This is a genomic window from Curtobacterium sp. DN_7.5, from assembly GCF_022655355.1.
Lineage (GTDB): Bacteria > Actinomycetota > Actinomycetes > Actinomycetales > Microbacteriaceae > Curtobacterium > Curtobacterium luteum.
The window spans coordinates 1,579,910-1,603,920 of sequence record NZ_CP093378.1 but is presented as its reverse complement, the minus strand read 5'-3'; the positions used below and the strand labels follow the sequence as shown (position 1 = coordinate 1,603,920).

Here is a 24,011-nt window from a genome sequence, read left to right as displayed (position 1 = left end):
CCCGGGAGCCTAGTCTGCATCCGTGTCCGAATCCCGAGAGCCCGACGCCTTCGCCAGGCTCCGCGCGTTCGTGGCGTCCGACCGGCCGCGCACCGAGACCACCGTCACCGAGATCCCCTCCCCGTCGCGGATCGCGCCGTGGTCGCTGGCCCTCGCCGCCGACGTCTCGGGCGCCGTGCACGGCGTCGACTCCGACCTCGGCACCGGCCGGTTCATCGCCCTGTACGACCCCGAAGAACCGCAGGGCTGGGACGGCCCCTTCCGCATCGTGACCTTCGCGCAGGCCCCGCTCGAACCGGAGATCGGCGTCGACGAGTTCGTCGCCGACGTGACCTGGAGCTGGCTCGTCGACGCGCTCGCGGCGCACGGCGCGACGTACGACCACGCCTCGGGGACGGCCACCAAGATCATCTCGCGCGGGTACGGTGACCTCGCGGCGCAGGGCGACGGCGCGCAGCTCGAGCTGCGGGCGTCGTGGACGCCGCGCGACGAGGACCTCACCGCGCACGTCCGGGCCTGGGAGGACATCGTCGCGATGCTCGCGGGCCTGCCGCCCACCTCGGACGGCGTGACCCTGTTGGCCCCGAGGAGGACCGCACGTGACTGACCCCGCACCTTCCGCGACCTCGCCGTTCGAGGACGGGCACGAGGTCGTCCGGGTCATCGAGTCCCGCGCCGAGTACCAGGCTGCCGTCGCCGCGATCGCCGCGGGACACGGACCCGTCGCGGTCGACGCCGAGCGCGCGAGCGGCTACCGCTACTCCCAGCGCGCGTACCTCATCCAGGTGTTCCGCCGCGGCGCGGGCTCGTTCCTGTTCGACCCGATCGCGATCGGCGACTTCGCCGAGCTGCAGGCCGCCGTCGTCGACGAGGAGTGGCTGTTCCACGCCGCCTCGCAGGACCTGCCGTGCCTCCAGGAGGTCGGGCTCGTCCCCACCCGCATCTTCGACACCGAGCTCGGGGCCCGGATCGCCGGCTTCCCGCGGGTCGGACTCGGCGCGGTCGTCGAGCAGCTGCTCGGGATCACGCTCGCCAAGGCCCACTCCGCCGCCGACTGGTCGACCCGGCCGCTGCCGCAGTCCTGGTTGGTCTACGCCGCGCTGGACGTCGAGCTGCTCCCGGACCTCCGGGACGCCCTCGCCGCGGTGCTCGAGGAGGCCGGGAAGACCCGGATCGCCGCGGAGGAGTTCGCGGCGGTGCTGAACCGTGCGCCGAAGCCGCCGCGCACGGAGCCCTGGCGCCGCCTGTCCGGCATGCACGCGCTCCGCGGCGCCCGAGCGCTCGCGATCGCACGCGCGCTGTGGACCGCCCGTGACGAGTACGCCCGCGAGGCCGACGTCGCCCCGGGCCGGACGATCCCGGACGCCGCGATCGTCGCCGCGGCCGCCGCGAACCCCGCGTCGAAGGGCGAGCTCGCCGGCCTCAAGGCGTTCACCGGCCGGGCCAGCCGCAGCGAGATCGACCGCTGGTGGGCCGCCGTCGAGGCCGGACGCACCACCGAGGACCTCCCGAAGCTCCGCGCCGCCGGCGACCCGTCGCTGCCCCCTCCCCGCGCCTGGGCCGACCGGAACCCCGACGCGGACCGCCGGTACAAGGCAGCCCGCGCCGCCGTGCTCGCGCGCGCCGAGGCCCTGGACCTGCCCGTCGAGAACCTGCTCACCCCGGACACCCTCCGGTCCGTGTCCTGGGAGCCGCCGACGCCGATCGCGACCGAGACCGTCGGTGCCGCCCTCGCCGCGCACGACGCCCGACCGTGGCAGGTCGAGGAGACCTCCTCGATCATCGCGCACGCCTTTGTCGAGGCCGCACAGCAGCCTGCTGCCGAGAGCAACACCGACTCGTAGGAACACCCCAACCGGCATGCGTCCGCCCAGGCTGCGGGCATAGCGTCGGTACCGTCGCCGGGCGCTGCCCGGCCGGTCGGGGCGGAACGTGCCCCGACTCGATCGAAGAGGATCTGGAGGCCCGGATTGCCCAAGGCATCAGACGTCGTGTTCGTGGACGGTGTGCGCACACCGTTCGGACGAGCCGGTGAGAAGGGGGTGTTCTGGAAGACCCGTGCGGACGACCTCGCGGTCCACGCCATGCGCGGCCTGCTCGACCGGAACAGCCAGCTCGACGGTGCGGCGGTCGACGACGTCGCCGTGGCCGCGACCACCCAGCAGGGCGACCAGGGCCTGACCCTCGGCCGCACGGTGGGCATGCTCGCCGGACTCCCGAAGTCGGTGCCGGGCTACGCGATCGACCGCATGTGCGCGGGTGCCATGACGAGCGTCACGACGCTCGCCGGCGCGATCGCGTTCGGTGCGGCCGACGTCGCCATCGCCGGCGGGGTCGAGCACATGGGTCGGCACCCGATGGGCTTCGGCGCCGACGTGAACCCGCGCTTCGTCGCCGAGCGCATGGTCGCGGGTGACGCGCTCGTGATGGGCTCGACCGCCGAGCGCCTGCACGACCGCTTCCCGGCGATCACGAAGGACCGCACCGACGCCTACGCGGTGCAGTCGCAGCAGCGGTACGCAGCGGCCTGGGCCGCCGGCAAGCTCCAGCCCGACGTGGTCCCGGTGGAGGTGAACACCGGCGAGGGCTGGGACATCGTCACGACCGACGAGCCGCCGCGTCCGGGCACCACCCTGGAGGCGCTGGCCGCCCTCCGCACGCCGTTCCGGCCCCACGGACGGGTCACCGCCGGCAACGCGGCCGGCCTGAACGACGGCGCCACCATGAGCCTGCTCGCGTCCGAGGACGGCGCGAAGCAGCACGGCCTGTCGACGAAGATGCGCATGGTCTCGTTCGCGTTCGCGGGCGTCGAGCCCGAGGTGATGGGCGTCGGACCGGTGCCCGCCACGGACAAGGCGCTGCGCAAGGCCGGCCTGACGATCGACGACATCGGGCTGTTCGAGATCAACGAGGCGTTCGCGGTGCAGGTGCTCGCGTTCCTCGACAACTACGGCATCGCGCAGGACTCCCCGAACGTGAACGCCTGGGGCGGCGCCATCGCCGTCGGGCACCCGCTCGCGTCGAGCGGCGTCCGTCTGATGAACCAGCTCGCCGCGCAGTTCGCCGAGCGACCGGACGTCCGGTACGGCATCACGACGATGTGCATCGGGCTCGGCCAGGGCGGCACCGTCATCTGGGAGAACCCGAACTTCAGCAAGAGCGCGGCACGGAAGGCGGCCTGACGATGACCACCACCCCGATCGACCAGCTGACCGAGCTCAGCGCCGACGAGGTCGTCACCCACTCGTACGTCAAGCACGTGCCACTCCCCTCCGGTGGCACGCTGGCGTTGGTCACGCTCGACAACGGCAAGGACCACAAGCGCCCGTCGACCCTCGGTCCGCGCACCATGCGCGAGCTGTCCGACGTGCTCGACACCCTGCGCGCGGCGGCGTCCGCCGGCAGCATCCAGGCGGTCGCGATCACCGGCAAGGAGTACTGCTTCGCCGCGGGCGCCGACCTGTCGCAGGCGGCGGCGCTGCCCTCGCGCGAGGTCGCGCACGAGCTCGGAGCACTCGGGCACGCCACGCTCCGCAAGCTCTCCGACCTGGGTGTGCCGTCGTTCGCGTTCGTGAACGGCATCGCACTCGGCGGCGGGCTCGAGATCGCGCTGCACTGCACCTACCGCGTGTTCTCGTCGGCGGCGCAGGGCATCGGTCTCCCCGAGGTCTTCCTCGGCATCATCCCGGGCTGGGGCGGTGCGACGCTCCTCCCTCGCCTGATCGGACCCGAGAAGGCGCTCCGCGTCATCGTCGAGAACCCGCTCAAGAACAACCGGCTCATGGACGGCAAGGCCGCGGTCGAGCTCGGCATCGGCGACGCGCTGATCCCCTCGGTGACCTTCCTGCCGTCCGCGGTGGCCTGGGCCGACGGCGTCATCAGCGGGCGCGTGTCGGTCAAACGGTCCAACGAGCCGGGCATCCTCGAGAAGGCCGCCTGGGGCACCGTCGTCAAGGTGGCCCGCGGCCAGGTCGCGGCGAAGATCGGCACCGTCCCGAAGTCGCCGTTCCGAGCACTCGACCTCGTGGCCGCCGCCAAGTCGGGCTCCCTCGACGAGCGGTTCGCCGACGAGGACGACGCCCTGGCGGACCTGCTCGCAGGCGACCAGTTCGCCGCGTCGATGTACGCGTTCGACCTCGTGCAGAAGCGTGCGAAGAAGCCCGTCGGCGCCCCCGAGGGCGTCGAGGCGAAGAAGATCACGAAGGTCGGCGTCCTCGGCGCCGGGCTCATGGCATCGCAGTTCGCGCTGCTCTTCGCCCGTCGTCTCGGCGTGCCCGTGGTCATCACGGACGTGTCGCAGGAGCGCGTCGACGCCGGCGTCGCCCGCATCGGGGACTCGGTGGACGAGATGCTCGCGAAGGGCCGGGTGTCGCCCGACGACGCGAACCGCATCAAGGCGCTCGTCAGCGGGTCGGTCTCGTACGACGCCTTCGCCGACGCCGACTGGGTGATCGAAGCCGTGTTCGAGGAGATGTCCGTCAAGCAGGACGTCCTCCGCAAGATCGAGCAGGTCATCGCCCCCGACGCGATCCTCGCCACGAACACGTCCTCGCTGTCCGTCGCGGAGATGGGTTCGGTGCTCACCGAACCCGCGCGGCTCGTCGGCTTCCACTTCTTCAACCCGGTCGCGGTCATGCCGCTCGTCGAGGTCGTCCGGGCTGAGCACACGTCGGACGAGGCGGTGGCCACGGCCCTCGCCGTCGCGAAGACGCTGAAGAAGACCGCGATCGTCACGGCGGACCAGCCCGGCTTCGTCGTCAACCGGGTGCTCGCCCGGGTCCTCGGCGAGGCGATGCGCGGCGTCGAGGAGGGCACCTCGTTCGAGGTCGTCGCGCAGGGCGCAGCGCCACTCGGCCTGCCGATGTCGCCGTTCGAGCTGCTCGAGCTCGTCGGCCTGCCCGTCGGCGCGCACGTGCTCGACTCCCACCACGCAGCGTGGCCCGAGCGCTTCTACCCGGGCGACGGCCTGAAGCGGATCGCCGAGCACGGGACGATCCTGACCCGCGACAAGAAGGGCAACGCGACCGGGTACGACCCCGCTGCCGTGAAGCTCGTCGCGCCCGCGAAGAAGGACGCCGAGCCCGTCGACGCCGCGACGATGCAGCAGCGGTTCGAGGACGCCCTCGCCGACGAGGTGCACCGCATGCTCGCGGACGGTGTCGTGCAGCACGTCGAGGAGATCGACCTCGGGCTCATCCTCGGTGCGGGCTACCCGTTCCAGGCCGGTGGCATCAGCCCGTACCTCGACCGCTCCGGTGCCTCGGAGCGCGTCTTCGACGGCACGTTCCACGACCCGGCGATCGTGGGGCCCGCCTCGCGCTAGCCGGGCGCGTCTCTCTCGCACAACCGAAGTCGCCCCGCACCACGGTTCCCCGTGGTGCGGGGCGACTTCGGTTGTGCGGAGCCGAACTCCACCGCGGACGGCGCCGTGGTCGGACGCCGCACGTCGTTCGCCCTCCGCGCGGAGAGCATCGTCTTCGCGGTGCTCCGCGAGCTGACCGGCGCCGCCGGAGCCGGTCAGCAGTGACCCTCAGACCTCCGCGCGGAGGTCCTCGAACGGCACGCGGGACCCGTCGTCCTCGGCCAGAGCAGCACGGTGTGCGCGGAGATCGGCAGCGTCCTCCGTCTGCTGGAGCGGTCCAGGGGCGTCCGGTCCGACGACGCCCACGACCTCGTCGCTGCGCGTCACCGCTCGGCCCCCGCGCTCGACCGCGACCGCGCCGGCTTCGCCTGCGGCACCTTCGTCCCGACCACCTGGTCGATCACGTCCCGCGCGATCGCCTGCGCCGTGAGCCCGACGTCCGCGAGGATCTGCGACCGGGACGCGTGGTCGATGAACTCGTCCGGCAGGCCGAGCTCGTTCACACCGGTGTCGACACCCGCGGCCCGGAGGTCCTGGCGCAACCGCGTCCCGACCCCGCCGACCCGGACTCCGTCCTCGATCGTGATGACGAGCCGGTGCTCGCGCGAGAGATCGATGAGCGACGCCGGGATCGGGACGACCCACCGCGGGTCCACGACCGTCGCGCCGATGCCCTGCGCCTCCAGCAGCGCCGCCGCCTCGAGCGCGACGGGCACCATGGACCCGACGGCGACGAAGAGCACGTCGGGCTCCTGGTCGGACGACGGGGAGCGGAGGACGTCGACGCCGTCGGGCAACCGCCGGAGCGCCGGGATGTCCGGCCCGACCTGGCCCTTGGACCATCGAAGCACCGTGGGCGCGTCGTCGACGGCCACGGCCTCCCGGAACTCCTCGCGCAGGGTGGCGGCGTCGCGCGGGGCGGCGATGCGGATGCCGGGCACCACCTGCAGGAGCGCGAGGTCCCACATGCCGTGGTGCGATGGGCCGTCCGGGCCGGTGATGCCCGCGCGGTCGAGGACGAACGTGACACCGGCCTTGTGGAGCGCCACGTCCATGAGCACCTGGTCGAAGGCCCGGTTGAGGAAGGTCGCGTAGAGCGCCACCACGGGGTGCAGCCCGCCGTACGCGAGCCCGGCGGCGGTCGTGACCGCGTGCTGCTCCGCGATCCCGACGTCGATCACCCGGTCGGGGTGCTGCTCCTGGAAGAGGTGGAGCCCGGTCGGCCGGAGCATGGCGGCGGTGATCGCCACGATCTTCTCGTCCGAAGCCCCGATCGACGCCAGCTCAGAGGCGAACACCGACGTCCACGACGGCCCGGACGACACGTCGAGCGACTCCCCCGTCTCCGGGTCGATGTGTCCGACGGCGTGGAACTGGTCGGCCTGGTCGCGGAGCGCCGGCTCGAAGCCGTACCCCTTCTCGGTGATGGCGTGCACGATCGTCGGTGCGCCGTACGCCTTCGCCTGGCGGAGGGCCGCCTCCATCGCACGCTGGTCGTGCCCGTTCACGGGGCCGATGTACTTGATGTCGAGGTTCGAGTAGAGCGCCTCGTTGTTCGTGAAGCGCGAGAGGAACCCGTGCAGCCCGCCCCGCATGCCCCGGTAGAACGCACGCCCCGGCGCGCCGAAGCGGGAGGCCACCGCCTGCGACTTCTCGAACAGCGCCCGGTACTCGCGTCGGGTGCGGACCGAACTGAGGAACCGCGCCATCCCGCCGATGGTCGGGGCGTAGGAGCGCCCGTTGTCGTTCACGACGATCACGAGCCGACGGTCGTTGCTGTCCGAGATGTTGTTGAGCGCCTCCCACGTCATCCCGCCGGTCAGGGCGCCGTCGCCCACGACCGCGACGACGGTCCGGTCTGCCTGGCCCGTCCGCTGGAAGGCGCGGGAGATGCCGTCCGCCCAGGACAGCGACGACGACGCGTGCGACGACTCGACGATGTCGTGCTCGGACTCGCTCCGCTGCGGGTAACCGGCGAGCCCGCCGCGCTCGCGGAGCCGCGAGAAGTCCTGTCGGCCGGTGACGAGCTTGTGCACGTACGACTGGTGCCCCGTGTCGAACACGAACGGGTCGTGCGGCGAGTCGAACACGCGGTGCATCGCCAGCGTCAGCTCCACGACGCCGAGGTTCGGCCCGAGGTGCCCGCCCGTCTTGGCGACCTCGGCGACCAGGAACCGCCGGATCTCCGCGGCGAGGTCGGTCATCTGCGTGTCGGACAGACGCTTGAGGTCGCGCGGCGACGTGATGCTCGGAAGCAGGTCCACGGGGCGCTCCTTTCGTGGGACAGGTCCCCACACTATCCACGCAACCGGACGACGGACTGGCGCGCCCCGCTCGGTGCAACGCGAAGCGTTGCGCGGGGCGCGCCGACCGAGCCTGCGAGGGAGGACGGTGCCAGCTGGCACCGCGCCTCCAGTCCGTCAGGTGGTCGCGTCAGCGACCGGTCCGGGCGCTGCTCAGACGAGCGAGCGGAGCACGTACTGCAGGATGCCGCCGTTGCGGTAGTAGTCCGCCTCGCCAGGGGTGTCGATGCGGACGACCGCGTCGAACTCCACGGTCTCCTTGCCGGCGGGCGAGTGCTCGCTCGGCTCGGCGGTGACGTGCACGGTCTTCGGCGTCCGGCCCTCGTTGAGCTCGGTCAGGCCCGAGATCGAGACGACCTCGGAGCCGTCGAGTCCGAGCGACTCGACCGTCTCCCCCGCCGGGAACTGCAGCGGGACGACGCCCATGCCGATGAGGTTCGAGCGGTGGATGCGCTCGAAGCTCTCGGTGATGACCGCCTTGACGCCGAGCAGGTTCGTGCCCTTCGCCGCCCAGTCACGCGACGAGCCGGAGCCGTACTCCTTGCCGCCGAAGATGACGAGCGGGATGCCCTGCTCCTGGTAGTGCTGCGAGGCGTCGTAGATGAACGACTGCGCGCCGTCGGGCGTCGTGAAGTCACGGGTGTAGCCACCCTCGACGCCGTCCAGCAGCTGGTTGCGCAGGCGGATGTTCGCGAACGTGCCGCGGATCATGACCTCGTGGTTGCCGCGACGCGAACCGTAGGAGTTGAAGTCCTTGCGGTCGACGCCGTGCTCGGCGAGGTACTTGCCCGCCGGGCTGTCCGCCTTGATCGACCCGGCCGGCGAGATGTGGTCCGTGGTGACCGAGTCGCCGAGCTTCGCGAGCACGCGTGCGCCCGAGATGTCCGACACCGCGTCGGGCTGCATCGTCATGCCCTCGAAGTACGGGGGCTTCCGGACGTAGGTGGACTCGCTGTCCCACTCGAAGGTGTCGCCCGTGGGGGTCGGCAGGTTCTTCCAGCGGTCGTCGCCCTCGAACACGGAGCCGTACTCGTGGGTGAACATCTCGGTGTCGATCGAGGTGTCGATGACGTCCTGCACCTCGGCGGCGTCCGGCCAGATGTCCTTGAGGAAGACGTCGTTGCCGTCCTGGTCCTTGCCCAGGGCGTCGGTGTCGAAGTCGAAGTGCATCGAGCCGGCGAGGGCGTACGCGATGACGAGCGGCGGCGAGGCCAGGTAGTTCATCTTCACGTCGGGGTTGATGCGGCCCTCGAAGTTGCGGTTGCCCGAGAGCACCGCGGTCACGGCGAGGTCGTTGTCCTGGACGGCCTGCGAGATCTCCTCGGGCAGCGGACCAGAGTTGCCGATGCAGGTGGTGCAGCCGTAGCCGACCGTGTAGAAGCCGAGGTCCTCGAGGTAGCTGGTCAGGCCGGCCTTCTCGTAGTAGTCGGTGACGACCTTCGAGCCGGGCGCGAGGGTGGTCTTCACCCACGGCTTGGCCTTGAGGCCCTTCTTCGCGGCGTTCCGCGCCAGGATGCCCGCGGCCATCATGACCGACGGGTTCGACGTGTTCGTGCACGACGTGATCGCGGCGATCGCGACCGCACCGTGGTCGATCGTGAACGCGTCGCCGGCGCCGACGGTGACGCTCGTCGGCTTCGTGATCGTGGTCGGGGCACTCGAGACGTGCGTCTCGGCCGGGGTCTCGGACGGCTGGGCGTACTCGTCGTCCTGCACGGCGTGCTCGTCACCCGGGGCGGCGGCCACCGGGTCGGAGGCCGGGAAGGTGTCGGCGACGGCCTTGTCCTGCTGCGAGTGGTCCGCGATCGCGTAGTTCTCGAGGTCGACCTCGAACTGGTCCTTCGCGTGCGACAGCTCGATGCGGTCCTGCGGGCGCTTGGGACCCGAGATCGACGGGACGACGGTGGAGAGGTCGAGCTCCATGTACTCGGAGTACGCGGGCTCCACCGACGGGTCGTGCCAGAGCCCCTGGGCCTTCGAGTACGCCTCGACCAGGGCGATCTGCTCCTCGGAACGGCCGGTCAGACGGAGGTAGTCGAGCGTGACGGCGTCGACGGGGAAGATGGCCGCGGTCGACCCGAACTCGGGGCTCATGTTGCCGATGGTCGCGCGGTTGGCGAGCGGGACCTCGGAGACGCCCTCGCCGTAGAACTCGACGAACTTGCCGACCACGCCGTGCTTGCGGAGCTCCTGCGTGATGGTGAGCACCACGTCGGTCGCGGTGACGCCGGCCGGGATCGACCCGGACAGCTTGAATCCGACGACCTTCGGGATGAGCATCGACACCGGCTGACCGAGCATCGCCGCCTCGGCCTCGATGCCGCCGACGCCCCAGCCGAGCACGCCGAGGCCGTTCACCATGGTGGTGTGCGAGTCGGTGCCGACGAGGGTGTCCGGGTAGGCGTACAGCTCGCCGTCGAACTCGCGCGTGTAGGTGACCTTCGCCAGGTACTCGATGTTGACCTGGTGGACGATGCCGGTGCCCGGCGGGACGACCTTGAAGTCCTCGAACGCCGTCTGGCCCCAGCGGAGGAACTGGTAGCGCTCCCCGTTGCGCTCGTACTCCAGGTCGGTGTTGCGCTGCAGGGCGTCCTCGCGGCCGAAGAGGTCGGCGATGACGGAGTGGTCGATGACCATCTCGGCCGGCGACAGCGGGTTGATCTTGTTCGGGTCGCCGCCGATCTCGGCCATCGCCTCGCGCATCGTGGCGAGGTCGACGATGCACGGCACGCCCGTGAAGTCCTGCATGACCACTCGGGCCGGCGAGAACTGGATCTCGGTGTCGGGCTCGGCCTCGGGCTGCCACGAGCCGAGGGCACGGATCTGCTCCTCGGTCACGTTGGCACCGTCCTCGGTGCGGAGGAGGTTCTCGAGCAGCACCTTCAGGCTGTACGGGAGCTTCTCGTGCCCGGGCACCGTGTCGATCCGGTGGATCGCGTAGTCGACACCCCCAACCGACAGCGTGTCCTTCGAGCCGAAGCTGTTGACTGCAGCCACTGTGCCGCCTCCCTGGTTGATCGGTGTGCCCCCATCCAAGCGGGCCGCAGAACGTCCCACCAGCAAGGCAAACCTAAACCCGCCAGCCCGCGAGGGTCCGGCGGAAAGTATCTCGATGTCGAGACAACTCTACACCGTGGCGGCACCCTCGTCGTGCGTGAACACGGTCCGGACGAGCAACCACGTCACCCAGAGCAGCGCGGCGTAGAGCGGCACGCCCGTGATGAGCTTGATCCCGGCGAGCAGTTCGACCTGCGCGGTGAGGTACAGCGGGATCTCGATGAGCAGCCGGAGTGCGAAGAGCCCCACCCACAGCCAGGTCGCGACGGTCAGGACGCGACGCTTGCCCGGGTCCGCACGCCAGTCGGTCCCGGTGCCGTCCTCGTCCTGCGGCAGCAGCAGCCCGACGATCAGCCCGATGAGCGGTCGCCGGATCGCGAGCGTCACGAGGAGCACGACGAGGCTGACGGCGTTGATGACGATCCCGGGGATGAAGTTGCTCTCCGCCTTGCCGGTGAGGAGCGCGAGTCCCGCCGAGACCGCGACCCCGAGGATGCCGGCGAAGCTCATCGCGAGCGACTGGCGCTGCACGAGTCGGAGCACGACGAACACCAGACCGATGACGACCGGGATCACGACGCTCGGGACGAGCTCCTTCGTGACCGCGTAGACGACGAGGAACCCGAACCCGGGCAGCACCGACTCCGCGAGGCCGCGCACGCCGCCCACCGCGGTGAGCAGGGCGCGGCCGGACGGGGCCTCACCCGGGGCGACCTGGCCGATGCCGGCGTTCCGGACGGCGTCGCGGAGCTGCGCGTTGAGGGACAGCGGCTCACCCCGCTCGTCCGCGAAGCGGTCGACCGGCGCGACCCCGTCGGCCGTGCGGTCGTCGGGCGCGACCCCGTCGGGTCGGGTGGTGTCGTCGTGGTCCGGCACCGTGCCTCCAGGCGGGGTCAGATGGCCGACTGTGTCGACTTCGGCATGTGCAGCGGGATGAGGTCGCGCGGCGGCATCGGCGTCGCACCGCGCACCACGACCACGCTGCGGAAGAGGTCCTCGATGTCCGCGGCGTCGTCGGGCGTCTCGGCGGCCTTGCCGGCGATCACGCCACGGAGGAACCAGCGCGGGCCGTCCACCCCGATGAAGCGGGCGGGCCGGGCACCCTCGGTCACGCCGTTCTCGTTGGCGACGGGGACGAGGGCACGCAGCTCGGGGCCGAACGGGCCGTCGACCTCGGAGACCTCACCGCCCTGGCGCTCGATCTGCTCGGCGATCTGCGCCCGGATCTCGTGCCAGAGACCGGTGGAACGGGGCGCCGCGAACGGCTGGACCTGGAGCGTCGACTCGTCGTAGTCGAGCCCGACGGCGACGACGCGCTGCGAGCCCTCCTCGACCTCGAGACGGAGGTGCAGCCCCTCACGCGGGAGGACCTTCACCCCGCCGAGGTCGACGTACGGACGGACGAGGTTCGCCTCGGTCTCGTCGTGCGGCCCGTTCTCGGCGCGGTCCTCGGGGGCCGACTTGTCGGTCGGTGCGACCGCGTCCACCTCGTCGAGGTCCGCGTCGGCGTCGGTGGCGATGTCCACCTCGGGGGTCGTGTCGGCGACCTCCACCTCGTCGGCGACGGCTTCCGCCACCTCGACCTCGTCACGCTTGCGGCGGCCGAACTTCATGCGCGGGTCCCTTCCTGGACGTCCTCTGCGGCGTTGCTGACGGTACCGCTCCGGTCACCGTAGCCCGACGAGCCGAACCCACCCTGGCCGCGGACGCTCTCGGGGAGCTCGTCGACGCGGGTGAACGTGACGCGGGGTACCGGCATCACGACGACCTGCGCGATGCGGTCGCCGACGTGCACCTCGTAGGGCTCGGCGGCGTCGGTGTTCAGCAGTGCGACCTTGACCTCGCCGCGGTAGCCGGCGTCGATCGTCCCCGGCGAGTTCACGATGGTGATCCCGTGCTTGGCGGCGAGTCCGCTCCGGGGGACCACGAACGCGGCGTACCCGTCGGGCAACGCGATCCGGAGGCCGGTGCCGACGAGGCGCCGCTCCCCCGGCTGCAGGACGAACGCCTCGGCGGAGACGAGGTCGCCTCCGGCGTCCCCGGGGTGGGCGTAGCCGGGAGGGTTCTCTCCGGTCCAGAGCACGTTGACTGGTTCGGTCACGTGACGAGGGTAGTGCAGCCGTGACCTCTCCGTGATCTGCGACGTGGACGGCGCCCGACTCGTGGTGGGATGGTCTCGTGACCCTGTACCGCGAACGACTCTGGGCCCCGCCCGCGCTCTACCTGGCGACCGCCCTCGTGATCCCCGCCAGCCTGCTCGTCTTCCTCCCCATCAGCGTGCTCGCCGGGGTGCTCGTGGCGATCGGCATGGAGATCGGCGTGCTCGTGCTGCTGTGGGCCCTCGCACCCACGATCGAGGTCACGGACACCGAGTTCCGGGCGGGTCGCGCGCACCTGCCGCGCGAGGTCGTCGGCGAGGTCGAGGGCTTCGAGGGCACCGCGGCGACCTCCCAGCGCGGTCCGGAGCTCGACGCCCGTGCGTGGACGCTCTTCCGCGGCTACGTCCGGGGCGTCGTCAAGGTCGAGGTCCGTGACGATGCCGACCCGACCCCGTACTGGCTCGTCAGCGTCCGTCGCCCGGACGCGGTGGTCGCCGCGCTGCGGTCCTGACCCGCGTCGAGTCGGCCGGGCGCACCCGCTCGGCAGCGTCGCGGAGCGGCGCGCGGGTGCGGTGCGGGTGCGGGTGCGGGTGCGCCGCACGAGACCCGCGTACGCAGAAGCCCCCGGCGCCGGACGGCGACGGGGGCTCCGAGGTGGTCGTGCTTACAGTGCGGCGCACTCCGCGCACACCGGGCCGAGCTTCGACTCGTGGTCGAGCTGCGAGCGGTGCTTCACGAGGAAGCACTCGACGCAGGTGAACTCGTCGACCTGGGGCGGGAGGACGACGACGTCGAGGTCGACGTCGGAGAGGTCCTGACCGGCGAGCTCGAACGAGCCCGGGTTGTCGGAATCATCGTCGACGACGCCCGACATCTTGTCGGGGACGCGCTCCTTCAGAGCCTCGATCGACTCCGAGTCCGAGGAGTCGTCGGTCTTCCGGGGGGCGTCGTAATCGGTGGCCATGCCCATCCATTTCTCGTATCGAGAGGTCGTCGCCGGTGATCGGCGGCGACAGTTTGCACCACGGCCCGCCGGAGCGCAAACCGAGTGTTCCGGCGGGTCGTCCTGGCGCTGCAACCCGCCACCCCACCCGTCCATTCCCGGGCTGTCGGGACCGTCGCCCCGCACCTCGCGGCACGCCCGTGCGCCTCCCCGGGATCGGGGTCCACGCGCTGCATACTCACGGGGTACGACGCACGACCGTACGCACGCATCGGAAGGCGGAACCATGCAGGACCTGAGAGTCATCGGAGTGGAGTCGGGCGCACTCCTGCTCGCGACGGACGGCGGCACGGAGTACCGGCTGCCCGTCACCTCGTCCCTCCCGGGGCAGGTCCGGCAGGCGAACCCCGAGGGCGGTCCCCAGAAGCGGGTCTCCCCCAAGGACGTCCAGGCCAGGATCCGCGGTGGCGCCGACGCCGCCGACGTGGCCGCCGCGCTCGACGTCGACGTCGAGTACGTCCGACGCTTCGAGGGCCCCGTGCTGGCCGAGCGCGCCTTCATCCTCGACGCCGCGCACCGGGTGTCCGTCTCACCGGTCGACGACGAGGCGCCGGACACCTTCGGCGCCGCCATCACCGAGAAGCTCGAGACCGGCGAGGCGACCGGGGTCGAGTGGGCCTCGTGGAAGCACGCCGACACCGGGTGGCAGGTCCGCGTCCGGTACACCGTGGCAGAGGTCGAGCACGACGCCCAGTGGCGCTTCGACCCGAAGACCGCGACGCTCGTGCCGGACAACGGGGACGCCCACCGCCTGTCCCACACGGACGACGAGGGCATCGCGCCGCGCCTCCGCGCCGTCGAGTACGACCACGAGGACGCCGACGGCACCCGCTTCGACTCCGGCGCCTTCCGCGTCGACGCCCACGACGAGGAGCTCACGAACCCCGAGGTCGCCGACCGGGCTCCGCTCCGTGCGCCGCTCCCCCGCATCGGTGCGGCGACGCCCGAGGAGCGCGCCCCCGGGAACGAGACGGCCGACCTCCTCGAGGCGCTGCGCCGTCGTCGCGGCGAGCGTGAGGCGGCGTCCTTCACCGAGCACCAGGAGGAGCCGCGCGGCACCTCGATCAGCGTCGTCGACATCCCGCTGCAGGGCTTCGAGGAGTCGTCGGACACCGCCCCGCAGCCGGACGCCCGTCCGACGTCGGCACCGGAGAGCGACGGGCGCCAGGAGCGCCGGAAGCGCAACCGTCGCTCGATGCCGAGCTGGGACGAGATCGTCTTCGGCACCCGCCCGGAGGATCCCGCCTGATCCGACACACCTCCTGACCACCGGCCTGGGCCCACGCCGCCGGTTCCGGTGCGACGCGCCAGCGGCGGACCGGCCGTGCCGGTGGGGAGAGGCCCGCCCCGGCCCCGCCACGCACCGCGCGTGACGGGGCCGGTCGCGTCTGCCGTCCGGTCCGGGCCGTCGTCAGCCCGCGAAGGCGCCGGCGAGGCGGAGCGGGACGAAGGTCTCCTCGTCCGTCATCGCCCCGTGCTGCCCGAGCATCCGCTTCGGGGTCTCGCCGGGCTGCAGTGCCCGGTCGTCGTTGAACGCCCAGGAACCGCGGGCCACGAGCACGACGTCGCCGATCCGCTCGACGACCTCCGGCGCGACGCGGCCGAACCACCCGGCGTCGATCGCCTCGGCACGGGTCGCCACGTACGCCTTCTTGCCGTAGCGCGCCCGGAACCGCCCGACGAGCGACCGGACGTCGGTGCCCGGTGCGACGGTCAGCTGGCGACAGCGCGGGTCCCCGGCGACGCCGACGACGTCCTCCAGGAGCGCCGGGTCCATCGGGATGTTCGCGTGGTCGGGGACGTCGAGCACGCCGTGGTCGGCCGTGACCACGACACCGACGTCCGGCCGGAGCGTGCGGTCCAGGCGTGCGAGTTCGCCGTCGAGCAGCTCGAGCGCCGCGGTCCAGCGGTCGGACTGCCACCCGTGCTTGTGGCCGATGGAGTCGAGCTCGGGGACGTAGAGGTACACCAGCGAGCGGCCCGTCAGCGTCTCCGCGAGGGCGGCGTCGACCCGGTCGGCGATCGAGTCGGCGGACACGTAGCGGGCTCCGCCGAGGACGTTCGCCGTCATGCCGGAGGTCCGGTACCGCCCGGGGCCGACCACGACCGGGTCGACGCCGATGCCCGTCGCCTCGGTGAACAGGGTCGGGCCGAGGAACCAGCCCGCGGGGACCTCGTCGTCCCAGCCGCTGAGCAGGTTCATCACGCGCCCGGTGTCCGGGTTCCAGCCGCTGTAGCCGACGACGCCGTGGGAGCCCGGCGGGCGTCCCGTCGTGAGGGTGCTCAGCGCCGCGGCCGTCGTGGTCGGGAACCCGCTGCGGAGCTTCTTGGCGGCGCCGCTCGCGGGCGGCGCGGCGAGCCACCGCGCGTGTCCGGCACGCGCCGCGAGCGCGGCGGCGCCGAGCCCGTCGACCAGCACGACGATCGCCGAGCGGGCGGGGCGGAGGGCGATCCGTGCCTCCAGGCCGTGTGATCGCAACCACGCGTCGTCCGCAGCGCCGAGCGCGACGAGGCAACTCGGGAGGACGTCGGCGAGGTTCGCTGCGGCGTCGGGGGCCGTCGGTACGCTGGTTCCCATCCTCCCCAGTCTCGCAGAAGGGTGCCATGGCACGCACGGAAGCAGTCGGCCTGCCCGACGGTGAACGCATCGAGGACGTCGACGTCTCCGAGGAGATGCAGGGCTCCTTCCTCGAGTACGCGTACTCCGTCATCTACTCCCGGGCACTCCCCGACGCCCGCGACGGCCTCAAGCCCGTGCAGCGCCGCATCCTGTACCAGATGGCGGAGATGGGCCTCCGGCCGGACCGCGGGCACGTCAAGAGCGCCCGCGTCACGGGTGAGGTGATGGGCAAGCTGCACCCGCACGGCGACAGTGCGATCTACGACGCGCTCGTGCGGATGGCGCAGCCGTTCACGATGCGCGTGCCGCTCGTCGACGGCCACGGCAACTTCGGCTCCCTCGACGACGGCCCCGCTGCGGCCCGCTACACCGAAGCCCGGCTCGCCGAGCCGTCGATGGCGATGACGGAGGGGCTCGGCGAGGACGTCGTCGACTTCGTCCCGAACTACGACAACCAGATCATGCAGCCGGGCGTCCTGCCCGCGGCCTTCCCGAACCTGCTCGTCAACGGCGCCTCCGGCATCGCGGTCGGCATGGCGACGAACATGGCGCCGCACAACCTGGGCGAAGTCGTCGAGGCCGCGAAGCACCTGCTCATGAACCCGCAGGCCTCGCTCGAGGAACTGATGGAGTTCGTGCCCGGGCCGGACCTGCCCGGCGGCGGCACGATCGTCGGGCTCTCCGGGGTCCGAGACGCCTACGCGACCGGGCGTGGGTCCTTCCGCACGCGCGCGAAGGTCAGCGTCGAGAACACCACGCCGCGCAAGGTCGGCCTGATCGTCACGGAGCTGCCGTACCTCGTCGGCCCGGAGCGCGTGATCGAGAAGATCAAGGACGGCGTCCAGTCCAAGAAGCTCGTCGGCATCTCCGACGTGAAGGACCTCACCGACCGCAACCACGGGCTCCGGCTCGTGATCGAGATCAAGTCCGGGTTCAACCCGACGGCCGTGCTCGAGCAGCTCTACAAGCACACGCCGCTCGAGGACGGCTTCGGCATCAACAACGTCGCCCTCGTCGACGGGTCGCCGCGGACGCTCGGACTCCGTGACCTGCTCGGCGTCTACGTGCGGCACCGGCTGTCCGTGGTGACCCGACGGTCGCAGTACCGACTCGCGCGCAAGCAGGAGCGCCTGCACCTCGTCGAGGGCCTCCTCGTCGCGATCCTCGACATCGACGAGGTCATCGAGGTCATCCGCTCCTCGGACGACTCCGAGGCAGCGCGGTCCCGACTCCAGACGGTGTTCGACCTGTCCGAGGTCCAGGCGGAGTACATCCTCGAGCTGCGGTTGCGGCGCCTGACGAAGTTCTCCCGCCTCGAGCTCGAGGGCGAGCGCGACCAGCTCCTCACCGACATCGCCGCGCTCGAGGAACTCCTGGCATCCGACGAGCGTCTCCGTGCGCAGGTGTCCCTCGAGCTCACCGAGGTGTCCGACCGGTTCGCGACCCCGCGCCGGACGCTCCTCACCGAGGCCGACGCCCCGGTCAAGGGTGGGCGCAAGGCCGCGGTCGACCCGGAGTCGCTCCAGATCGCCGACTCCCCGTGTCGCGTGATCCTGTCGACCACCGGGCGGCTCGTGCGCGTCGACATCCCCTCGTCCGACCTGGGGATCGTGCGGGTGCCGAAGCGGTCGAAGCACGACGCCGTCCGGTCCTCCGTCGTGTCCACGGTCCGTGGTGAGCTCGGCGCCCTGACCTCGACGGGCCGGGTCGTCCGGTTCTCCCCCGTCGACGTGCCCGCGGTGCCTCCGGCGTCCGTCCGGCTCGACGCCGGGGTCCGCGTGTCGGAGTACCTCGGCGTGCCCCGGACCGAGGCCGTGGTCGCACTCATCTCCCTGGGTTCGGACGACTCCGTTGCGATCGGGACCGCGCAGGGCATCGTGAAGCGGGTCGTCGCCGGTGCGTGGCCGGACAAGCCCGAGGTGCTCGCGATCGGCCTGAAGCCGGGCGACTCCGTCGTCGGCGCGACCCAGGCGCCGGAGGACGACGACCTCGTCTTCATCACGTCGAACGCCCAGCTGCTGCGGTTCCCGGCGTCCGGCGTCCGCCCCCAGGGCCTCCCGGCCGGAGGGGTCGCGGGCGTCTCGCTCGGAGCCGGCGCCTCGGTGATCTGGTTCGGCTCGGTGCCGCGCTCGGACTACGCCGTGGTCGCCACCGTGTCGACGTCGTCCTCGGCGCTGCCCGGCACCGACAACGGCCGCGCGAAGGTGTCGGCGTTGTCGGAGTTCCCGGCGAAGGGGCGGGCGACGCAGGGCGTCCGGGCGCATGCGTTCCTGAAGGGCGAGGACGGGCTGACCGTGGCGTGGGCGGGCATCGCGCCGCCGCACGCAGTGGGGACCGACGGCGCTGCCCGGACCCTGCCCGACTGGTTGTCGAAGCGCGACGGGTCGGGCAGCCCGCTCGACGCCGTGATCGGCTCGATCGGCGGGAGTGCCGCGGCGCTCGACGGGACCGCGGGCGAGGCGTAGGGCGGGCCGCGCGGCGCGGCCGGCACCCCGAGACTCGGCGTCAGCGACCGACCGCGGGCCCGGCAGCACGAGAACGGTCGCCCACCGCGAGACTCGCTGCCCGCGCCCCGAGACTCGGCGTCAGCGACCGGCGCCGGGCCCGCAGCCGCCCCGCTCGGCACGCGGAACTGTCCGCCGCCCCGAGACTCGGCGTCAGCGACCGATCGCGGGCCCGACGGCACGAGAACGGTCGCCCACCGCGAGACTCGCGGCCCGCGCCCCGAGACGCGCGGCCGGCGCCCCGAGACTCGACCCCGCGGACACCCCCGCCCCGCTCGGCACGCGGAACTGTCCCGCGCCCCGAGACTCGGCGTCAGCGACCGATCGCGGGCCCGACGGCACGAGAACGGTCGCTTACCGCGAGACTCGCTGCCCGCGCCCCGAGACTCGGCGTCAGCGACCGACGCCGGGCCCGCAGCGGCGCCCCCGCGCTACGCGTCGATCCGGTCGCGGTCGAGCCCCTCGCCGGCGAGGATGAACTCCTTGCGCGGCGCGACGTCGTTCCCCATCAGCAGCTCGAACACCTTCGCCGCGTTCTCGGCGTCGGGCACGTTCACCCGTCGGAGCGTGCGGTGCGTCCGGTCCATCGTCGTCTCGGCGAGCTGGTCCGCGTCCATCTCTCCCAGGCCCTTGTACCGCTGGATGGGCTCCTGGTACTTCTTGCCCTGCTTCTCGAGCTTCTTCAGCACCGCCTGCAGCTCGGCCTCGGAGTACGTGTAGAGCGTGTCGTTGGCCTTCCCCCGGTTCACCACGACGACCCGGTGGAGCGGCGGGACCGCGGCGAACACCCGGCCCTGCTCGATCATCGGCCGCATGTACCGGAAGAACAGCGTCAGCAGCAGCGTCCGGATGTGCGCCCCGTCCACGTCGGCGTCGGACATGATGATGATCTTGCCGTAGCGGGCCTGGTCGATCTCGAACGAGCGACCCGAACCGGCCCCGATGACCTGGATGATCGACGCGCACTCCGCGTTCGAGAGCATGTCCGAGACCGAGGCCTTCTGGACGTTGAGGATCTTGCCCCGGATCGGCAGGAGCGCCTGGTACTCGCTGTTGCGCGCCAGCTTCGCGGTGCCGAGCGCCGAGTCGCCCTCGACGATGAAGAGCTCGGTGCCCTCGGCGTCCTGTTTCCGGCAGTCGGCGAGCTTCGTCGGCAGGGAGGAGTTCTCGAGCGCGTTCTTCCGCCGCTGCGTCTCCTTGTGCGCCCGCGCGGAGATGCGCGTCTTCATCTCGGCGACGACCTTCTCGAGCAGCGTCGCGGCCTGCGCCTTCTCGGTGCGCTGTGTGGAGGTCAGGATCTCGGTGAGCCGCTTCGACACCACCTGGTCGACGATCTTCCGGACCGCCGGCGTGCCGAGGACCTCCTTCGTCTGGCCCTCGAACTGCGGCTCGGGCAGCCGGACGGTCAGGACCGCGGTGAGGCCCGCGAGGACGTCGTCCTTCTCGAGCTTGTCCTGCCCGACCTTGAGCTTGCGCGCGTTCGCTTCGACCTGGGCGCGCACGGCCTTCACGACGCCTGACTCGAAGCCGGCCTGGTGGGTGCCGCCCTTCGGCGTGGCGATGATGTTCACGAAGCTGCGGAACACCGTCTCGTAACCGCTGCCCCACCGGAGTGCGAGGTCGACCTCGCACTGACGCTCGACCGCCGTCGACACCATGTGCCCCTGGTCGTCGAGCATCGGGACGGTCTCGGTGAAGGTGCCCGTGCCCTGGATCCGCCACACGTCGGTCACGCCTGCGTCGACGGCGAGGTGCTCGACGAACTCGCCGATGCCGCCCTCGTAACGGAAGCGCTCGATGACCGGACCGTCCTCGAGCGGCGCACCCGTGGCGGCCGCCCGCGACGCCGCGGCCTCGATCGACGACGGGCGCGCGTCGGTGATCGTGATGCCGAGTCCGGGAACCAGGAACGCGGTCTGGCGCGCCCGGTTCACGAGGTCCTGCGTGCTGAAGCGAGCGTCCGGCGTGAAGATCTGCCGGTCGGCCCAGTAGCGGATGCGTGAACCGGTCACACCCTTCTTGACCTTGCCGACGACCCGGAGTTCACTGCCCGAGGTGAAGGGGGTGAACGGTGCGTCCGGCCCGTCCCCGGCGAACGTGCCCGGCTCGCCGCGGTGGAACGACATCGCGTAGGTCTTGCCGCCGCGGTCGACCTCGACGTCGAGGCGCTCGGACAGGGCGTTGACGACCGACGCGCCGACCCCGTGCAGGCCGCCCGAGGCCGCGTACGACCCGGACCCGAACTTGCCGCCGGCGTGCAGCTTGGTGAAGACGACCTCGACCCCGGTCAGCCCCGTCTTCGGTTCGACGTCGACAGGGATGCCGCGCGCGGTGTCACGGACCTCGACGGAACCGTCCGGGTGCAGCACCACCCCGATCTCGTCACCGTGCCCGGCGAGGGCTTCGTCCACGGAGTTGTCGATGATCTCCCACAGGCAGTGCATGAGCCCCCGGGAGTCGGTCGACCCGATGTACATGCCCGGACGCTTGCGAACCGCCTCGAGCCCTTCGAGGACGGAGAGGTGGCGCGCGGAGTAGTCAGACACCCTCCGATCGTACTGATGCGGACCGACACCCCCGGCCCTGACACTCGGTCTGGGGCCAGCGGGTCCGCGCTGAGCGAAACGTGCCCCGATGATGCCGTACATCCAGGCGGCACGTGTTGAAATGGTCACCAACCGGCACCCGTTGGGTGGCAACACCGGCACCCGACCTGCGATCCGTGAGGAGCACAGCAATGACCCAGACCGTGCAGGACCTCTCCATCGACGAATTCGGCAGCAACCAGCTCACCGCTGCTGACCGCTGCGACAGCTGCGGAGCGCAGGCCTACATCCGCGCCACCATGGCCAGCGGCGAGCTCCTCTTCTGCGCCCATCACGGCGCCGAGTTCAAGGACAAGCTCGCGGCGACGGCCATCGAGTGGCACGACGAGAGCAGCCGACTCTACGAGTCGAAGTAGCGCCCGGCGCAACGGACGGGAGGCGCGGTGCCAGCTGGCACCGCGCCTCCCGTTCGTGGTTCGGGCGCTTCAGGCGATCCGCTTGAACGCCTTGTCGACGTAGCGGTCGATGGTCGCGCGCGCTTCGCGCGCGTACCGGTCGATCGAGGCCGTGCGGTCCGGGTCCGGCGCGTAGGCGCGCCCGAGTCGGGCCGTCGCCGCGGCGAGGACGCCGTCGGTGAGCTGCGGGTTGAGCGGCAGGATCGGGCCCTGCGTGTGCGTGCCGAACGAGGTGCCGACGACCGCCCCCTCGACCGGGCTGCCCGCCTGGTTGCCGCCGCCGGAGACCACGTCGGCGAACGGCGTCACGCCGTCTGCGAGTTCGATGCGGGTGGCGTGGTCCTCGAAGCCGGCGATGCGCGTCGGCACGCCGCCGAGGAGCGGGTAATGCGTCTCGAGCACGAAGTAGTTCACCCGACGCTCGGCGCCGCGGACGGCCCGGGCGTCGAAGACCCCGAAGCCCGTGACGTCCGGCCCGTCGGTCGCGACCACCGCGTTCGTGGCAAGGTCGAACCCGCCGCCGACCGCCACCACCGGGACACCGGCGGCCGCGAGGTCGCGGAGGGCCGCGCCGACCCTCGTGACGTCGGCGCCGAGCGACCGCATGGCGCTCAGCGGGCCGTTGCCGATCACGACGACGTCGGCCTGGGTCGGCACGGTGTCGCCCGGGGCGTACTCGACGACCTCGGTGGGGATGTCGGCGGCCTCGGCACGGCGCACGAGGGCTGCGACGTTGCCGCGGTCCCCCGAGACGCCCATCTGCCGCGGGTACACGTGCAAGATGGTCAACCGGTCGGCGGTCATGCCGTCTTCTCCATGTCCGGGTGGCCGAGGGCCTTGCGGGCGATCATCATGATCTCGTAGTTGACGATGAAGTTCTTCGTGCCACTGGTGGTGGCGCCGAGCTGCTCCATGCGGCGGATCGCGGCCTCGACGTCGGGCTCGACGGCGCCGATGCGGACGCCGGCGTGCTCGAGGGCGATGGCGATCTGCCAGGCCTTGTCACCGGAGACGACGTCGACGTGGTCGAGCTTCGAGAAGTCGATGTCGTAGATCCAGGAGATGTCCGGCGTGCCCTCGTCGATCGCCATGAGGACCTGCTCGGGGTGGTCCGGCAGGGCGTCGAGGTTGAGCTGGAGGCTCGCGGCGTTCTTGAACATCGTGAACTCGGCGGACTCGCCCGCGATGGGCAGTCGCTCCCCGCGCCCGTAGGCGGGCTTCATCGTGCCGAAGGCCTTCGTGACCGCGTCCGCGCGGAACTGGTCGCCGAGCGCCGCGCTGGCCGTTGCCGTGGCGGCAGCGGCGTCCACCGCGTAGTGCAGCCCACGCGCCGGCAGTCGGACCGGGATGTCGGCTCCGGCGAAGCGGATGGTCGCACCGTCGCCGGTGTTCACGACGACCTCGGCGTCGGCGACGTTCGGCTCGGCGTCCTGCCGGTCGAAGTCGTCCGCGTTCTGCAGGCCGTTCGGCGCCGCGGCGACGACCTCGGCACTCGCCCCGAACCGGAGCACCTGCTGGTCGGCCGTACCGACGTAGGCGTCGAGGAACTGGTCGTCGCGGTTCGTGATGACGTTCCGGGCCGAGAGCGCCGCGGTGTCGAGCATCATCGTCGCGACGCGCTCGGTCTCGAAGAACCGGTAGAGCTGGTCGACCTGCACGTTGAGCATCGTCACCGTGGACGGCGACAGGATGCCCGCGAGCTCGACCGCGAACGCCTCGTCGACCTCGAGGATGCCGATGTCGGCCTTGAGCTTGCCGGTCAGCGACACCTCGGACAGGAGTGCCGACGCGATGCCCTGCGGGAGGTTCGCCCCGGAGGGGTTGGTGAAGACCCGCAGGCCGTGCGCCCGGACGATGTCCGAGATCATGTGGGTCGTCGTCGACTTGCCGTTCGAGCCGAGCACGAAGACGACGCCGTTCGGGAACTGCTTCGTCACGTGCTGCAGGAAGTCCGGCACGAGCTTCAGGACGATGTACCCGGGGTAGGCGGACCCCCCGCCCCGCGCACGGGCGAGGGCGCGGAGGATCCGCCCGACGAGGATCGGGACCAGGAAACGCATCG

General features: G+C 71.5%; 20 protein-coding genes. 9 read left to right on the top strand and 11 right to left on the bottom strand.

The window, feature by feature from the left end:
- Positions 1 to 22 precede the first annotated feature (22 nt).
- The 5 genes from MON03_RS07445 (at position 23) to MON03_RS07425 (ending at position 5,527) form a co-directional block, all read left to right on the top strand.
- Complete coding sequence (locus MON03_RS07445; protein ID WP_277927283.1) at positions 23 to 607, top strand: DUF3000 domain-containing protein; 585 nt, start codon at positions 23 to 25, stop codon at positions 605 to 607.
- The gene (locus MON03_RS07440) at positions 600 to 1,844 is read left to right on the top strand and encodes an HRDC domain-containing protein (RefSeq protein ID WP_502798692.1); all 1,245 of its coding nucleotides are present in this window, start codon (positions 600 to 602) and stop codon (positions 1,842 to 1,844) included. Before MON03_RS07445 ends, MON03_RS07440 begins: the two co-directional genes overlap by 8 nt.
- 126 nt (positions 1,845 to 1,970) lie before the next feature.
- A complete protein-coding gene (locus tag MON03_RS07435; RefSeq protein ID WP_022902430.1) occupies positions 1,971 to 3,182 on the top strand; it encodes a thiolase family protein in 1,212 nt (403 codons plus the stop codon).
- 2 nt (positions 3,183 to 3,184) lie between these two features.
- The gene (locus MON03_RS07430; RefSeq protein WP_242091295.1) at positions 3,185 to 5,323 is read left to right on the top strand and encodes a 3-hydroxyacyl-CoA dehydrogenase NAD-binding domain-containing protein; all 2,139 of its coding nucleotides are present in this window, start codon (positions 3,185 to 3,187) and stop codon (positions 5,321 to 5,323) included.
- A 51-nt stretch (positions 5,324 to 5,374) separates the two neighbouring features.
- Complete coding sequence (locus MON03_RS07425; protein ID WP_175327748.1) at positions 5,375 to 5,527, top strand: hypothetical protein; 153 nt, start codon at positions 5,375 to 5,377, stop codon at positions 5,525 to 5,527.
- 3 nt (positions 5,528 to 5,530) lie between these two features.
- Here the strand turns inward: MON03_RS07425 and MON03_RS07420 are convergent, their stop codons facing one another.
- The 6 genes from MON03_RS07420 to dut form a co-directional block, all read right to left on the bottom strand.
- Positions 5,531 to 5,689: a hypothetical protein gene (locus MON03_RS07420; RefSeq protein WP_175327747.1), complete on the bottom strand. Its 159-nt coding sequence runs from the start codon at positions 5,687 to 5,689 to the stop codon at positions 5,531 to 5,533.
- A complete protein-coding gene (gene dxs, locus MON03_RS07415) occupies positions 5,686 to 7,626 on the bottom strand; it encodes a 1-deoxy-D-xylulose-5-phosphate synthase (RefSeq protein WP_175327746.1) in 1,941 nt (646 codons plus the stop codon). Before dxs ends, MON03_RS07420 begins: the two co-directional genes overlap by 4 nt.
- Positions 7,627 to 7,818: 192 nt before the next feature.
- Positions 7,819 to 10,662, bottom strand: a complete 2,844-nt coding sequence (gene acnA, locus MON03_RS07410) for an aconitate hydratase AcnA (RefSeq protein ID WP_242091294.1) — start codon at positions 10,660 to 10,662, stop codon at positions 7,819 to 7,821.
- 129 nt (positions 10,663 to 10,791) lie between these two features.
- Complete coding sequence (locus MON03_RS07405) at positions 10,792 to 11,598, bottom strand: DUF3159 domain-containing protein (protein WP_022902435.1); 807 nt, start codon at positions 11,596 to 11,598, stop codon at positions 10,792 to 10,794.
- Between the two features lie 17 nt (positions 11,599 to 11,615).
- Positions 11,616 to 12,335, bottom strand: a complete 720-nt coding sequence (locus tag MON03_RS07400; RefSeq protein WP_022902436.1) for a DUF3710 domain-containing protein — start codon at positions 12,333 to 12,335, stop codon at positions 11,616 to 11,618.
- Positions 12,332 to 12,823, bottom strand: coding sequence for a dUTP diphosphatase (gene dut / locus MON03_RS07395; protein WP_242091293.1), 492 nt, complete (start codon positions 12,821 to 12,823; stop codon positions 12,332 to 12,334). The genes MON03_RS07400 and dut overlap by 4 nt, the downstream gene beginning before the upstream one ends.
- Positions 12,824 to 12,900: 77 nt before the next feature.
- Between dut and MON03_RS07390 the strand changes: the two genes are divergently transcribed.
- Positions 12,901 to 13,332 carry a DUF3093 domain-containing protein gene (locus tag MON03_RS07390; RefSeq protein ID WP_175327742.1) on the top strand — a complete coding sequence of 144 codons (432 nt, stop codon included), beginning with the start codon at positions 12,901 to 12,903 and terminating at the stop codon, positions 13,330 to 13,332.
- Between the two features lie 153 nt (positions 13,333 to 13,485).
- On the opposite strand, the gene MON03_RS07385 is transcribed toward MON03_RS07390, so the two are convergent.
- Complete coding sequence (locus MON03_RS07385) at positions 13,486 to 13,785, bottom strand: DUF4193 domain-containing protein (RefSeq protein WP_031272446.1); 300 nt, start codon at positions 13,783 to 13,785, stop codon at positions 13,486 to 13,488.
- A gap of 265 nt (positions 13,786 to 14,050) precedes the next feature.
- On the opposite strand from MON03_RS07385, the gene sepH reads away from it, so the two are divergent.
- Positions 14,051 to 15,073, top strand: coding sequence for a septation protein SepH (gene sepH / locus MON03_RS07380; RefSeq protein WP_242091292.1), 1,023 nt, complete (start codon positions 14,051 to 14,053; stop codon positions 15,071 to 15,073).
- Between the two features lie 162 nt (positions 15,074 to 15,235).
- Here sepH and MON03_RS07375 read toward each other — a convergent pair whose 3' ends face one another.
- The gene (locus tag MON03_RS07375; protein WP_242091291.1) at positions 15,236 to 16,402 is read right to left on the bottom strand and encodes an alkaline phosphatase family protein; all 1,167 of its coding nucleotides are present in this window, start codon (positions 16,400 to 16,402) and stop codon (positions 15,236 to 15,238) included.
- Positions 16,403 to 16,428: 26 nt separating this feature from the next.
- On the opposite strand from MON03_RS07375, the gene MON03_RS07370 reads away from it, so the two are divergent.
- Positions 16,429 to 18,909, top strand: coding sequence for a DNA gyrase/topoisomerase IV subunit A (locus MON03_RS07370; RefSeq protein WP_242091290.1), 2,481 nt, complete (start codon positions 16,429 to 16,431; stop codon positions 18,907 to 18,909).
- Between the two features lie 470 nt (positions 18,910 to 19,379).
- Here the strand turns inward: MON03_RS07370 and MON03_RS07365 are convergent, their stop codons facing one another.
- Complete coding sequence (locus MON03_RS07365; RefSeq protein WP_022903302.1) at positions 19,380 to 21,494, bottom strand: DNA gyrase/topoisomerase IV subunit B; 2,115 nt, start codon at positions 21,492 to 21,494, stop codon at positions 19,380 to 19,382.
- A gap of 191 nt (positions 21,495 to 21,685) precedes the next feature.
- Here MON03_RS07365 and MON03_RS07360 point away from each other — a divergent pair, with 191 nt between their 5' ends.
- Positions 21,686 to 21,910: a DUF7455 domain-containing protein gene (locus MON03_RS07360; RefSeq protein WP_058725269.1), complete on the top strand. Its 225-nt coding sequence runs from the start codon at positions 21,686 to 21,688 to the stop codon at positions 21,908 to 21,910.
- A 69-nt stretch (positions 21,911 to 21,979) separates the two neighbouring features.
- On the opposite strand, the gene MON03_RS07355 is transcribed toward MON03_RS07360, so the two are convergent.
- Both MON03_RS07355 and MON03_RS07350 read right to left on the bottom strand, forming a co-directional pair.
- Entirely contained in the window at positions 21,980 to 22,753 is a 774-nt protein-coding gene (locus MON03_RS07355) for a type 1 glutamine amidotransferase (RefSeq protein WP_242091289.1), read from the bottom strand.
- The gene (locus MON03_RS07350; protein ID WP_175327736.1) at positions 22,750 to 24,009 is read right to left on the bottom strand and encodes a MurT ligase domain-containing protein; all 1,260 of its coding nucleotides are present in this window, start codon (positions 24,007 to 24,009) and stop codon (positions 22,750 to 22,752) included. The genes MON03_RS07355 and MON03_RS07350 overlap by 4 nt, the downstream gene beginning before the upstream one ends.
- Positions 24,010 to 24,011 lie beyond the last annotated feature (2 nt).

Bases quoted from the DNA above. Each gene is read 5' to 3' on its own strand.
- MON03_RS07385 (WP_031272446.1), bottom strand. From the start codon at position 13,785: ATGGCCACCGATTACGACGCCCCCCGGAAGACCGACGACTCCTCGGAC.
- MON03_RS07360 (WP_058725269.1), top strand. From the start codon at position 21,686: ATGACCCAGACCGTGCAGGACCTCTCCATCGACGAATTCGGCAGCAAC.
- MON03_RS07400 (WP_022902436.1), bottom strand. From the start codon at position 12,335: ATGAAGTTCGGCCGCCGCAAGCGTGACGAGGTCGAGGTGGCGGAAGCC.
- sepH (WP_242091292.1), top strand. From the start codon at position 14,051: ATGCAGGACCTGAGAGTCATCGGAGTGGAGTCGGGCGCACTCCTGCTC.
- MON03_RS07430 (WP_242091295.1), top strand. From the start codon at position 3,185: ATGACCACCACCCCGATCGACCAGCTGACCGAGCTCAGCGCCGACGAG.
- MON03_RS07350 (WP_175327736.1), bottom strand. From the start codon at position 24,009: ATGCGTTTCCTGGTCCCGATCCTCGTCGGGCGGATCCTCCGCGCCCTC.
- MON03_RS07375 (WP_242091291.1), bottom strand. From the start codon at position 16,402: ATGGGAACCAGCGTACCGACGGCCCCCGACGCCGCAGCGAACCTCGCC.
- MON03_RS07355 (WP_242091289.1), bottom strand. From the start codon at position 22,753: ATGACCGCCGACCGGTTGACCATCTTGCACGTGTACCCGCGGCAGATG.
- MON03_RS07370 (WP_242091290.1), top strand. From the start codon at position 16,429: ATGGCACGCACGGAAGCAGTCGGCCTGCCCGACGGTGAACGCATCGAG.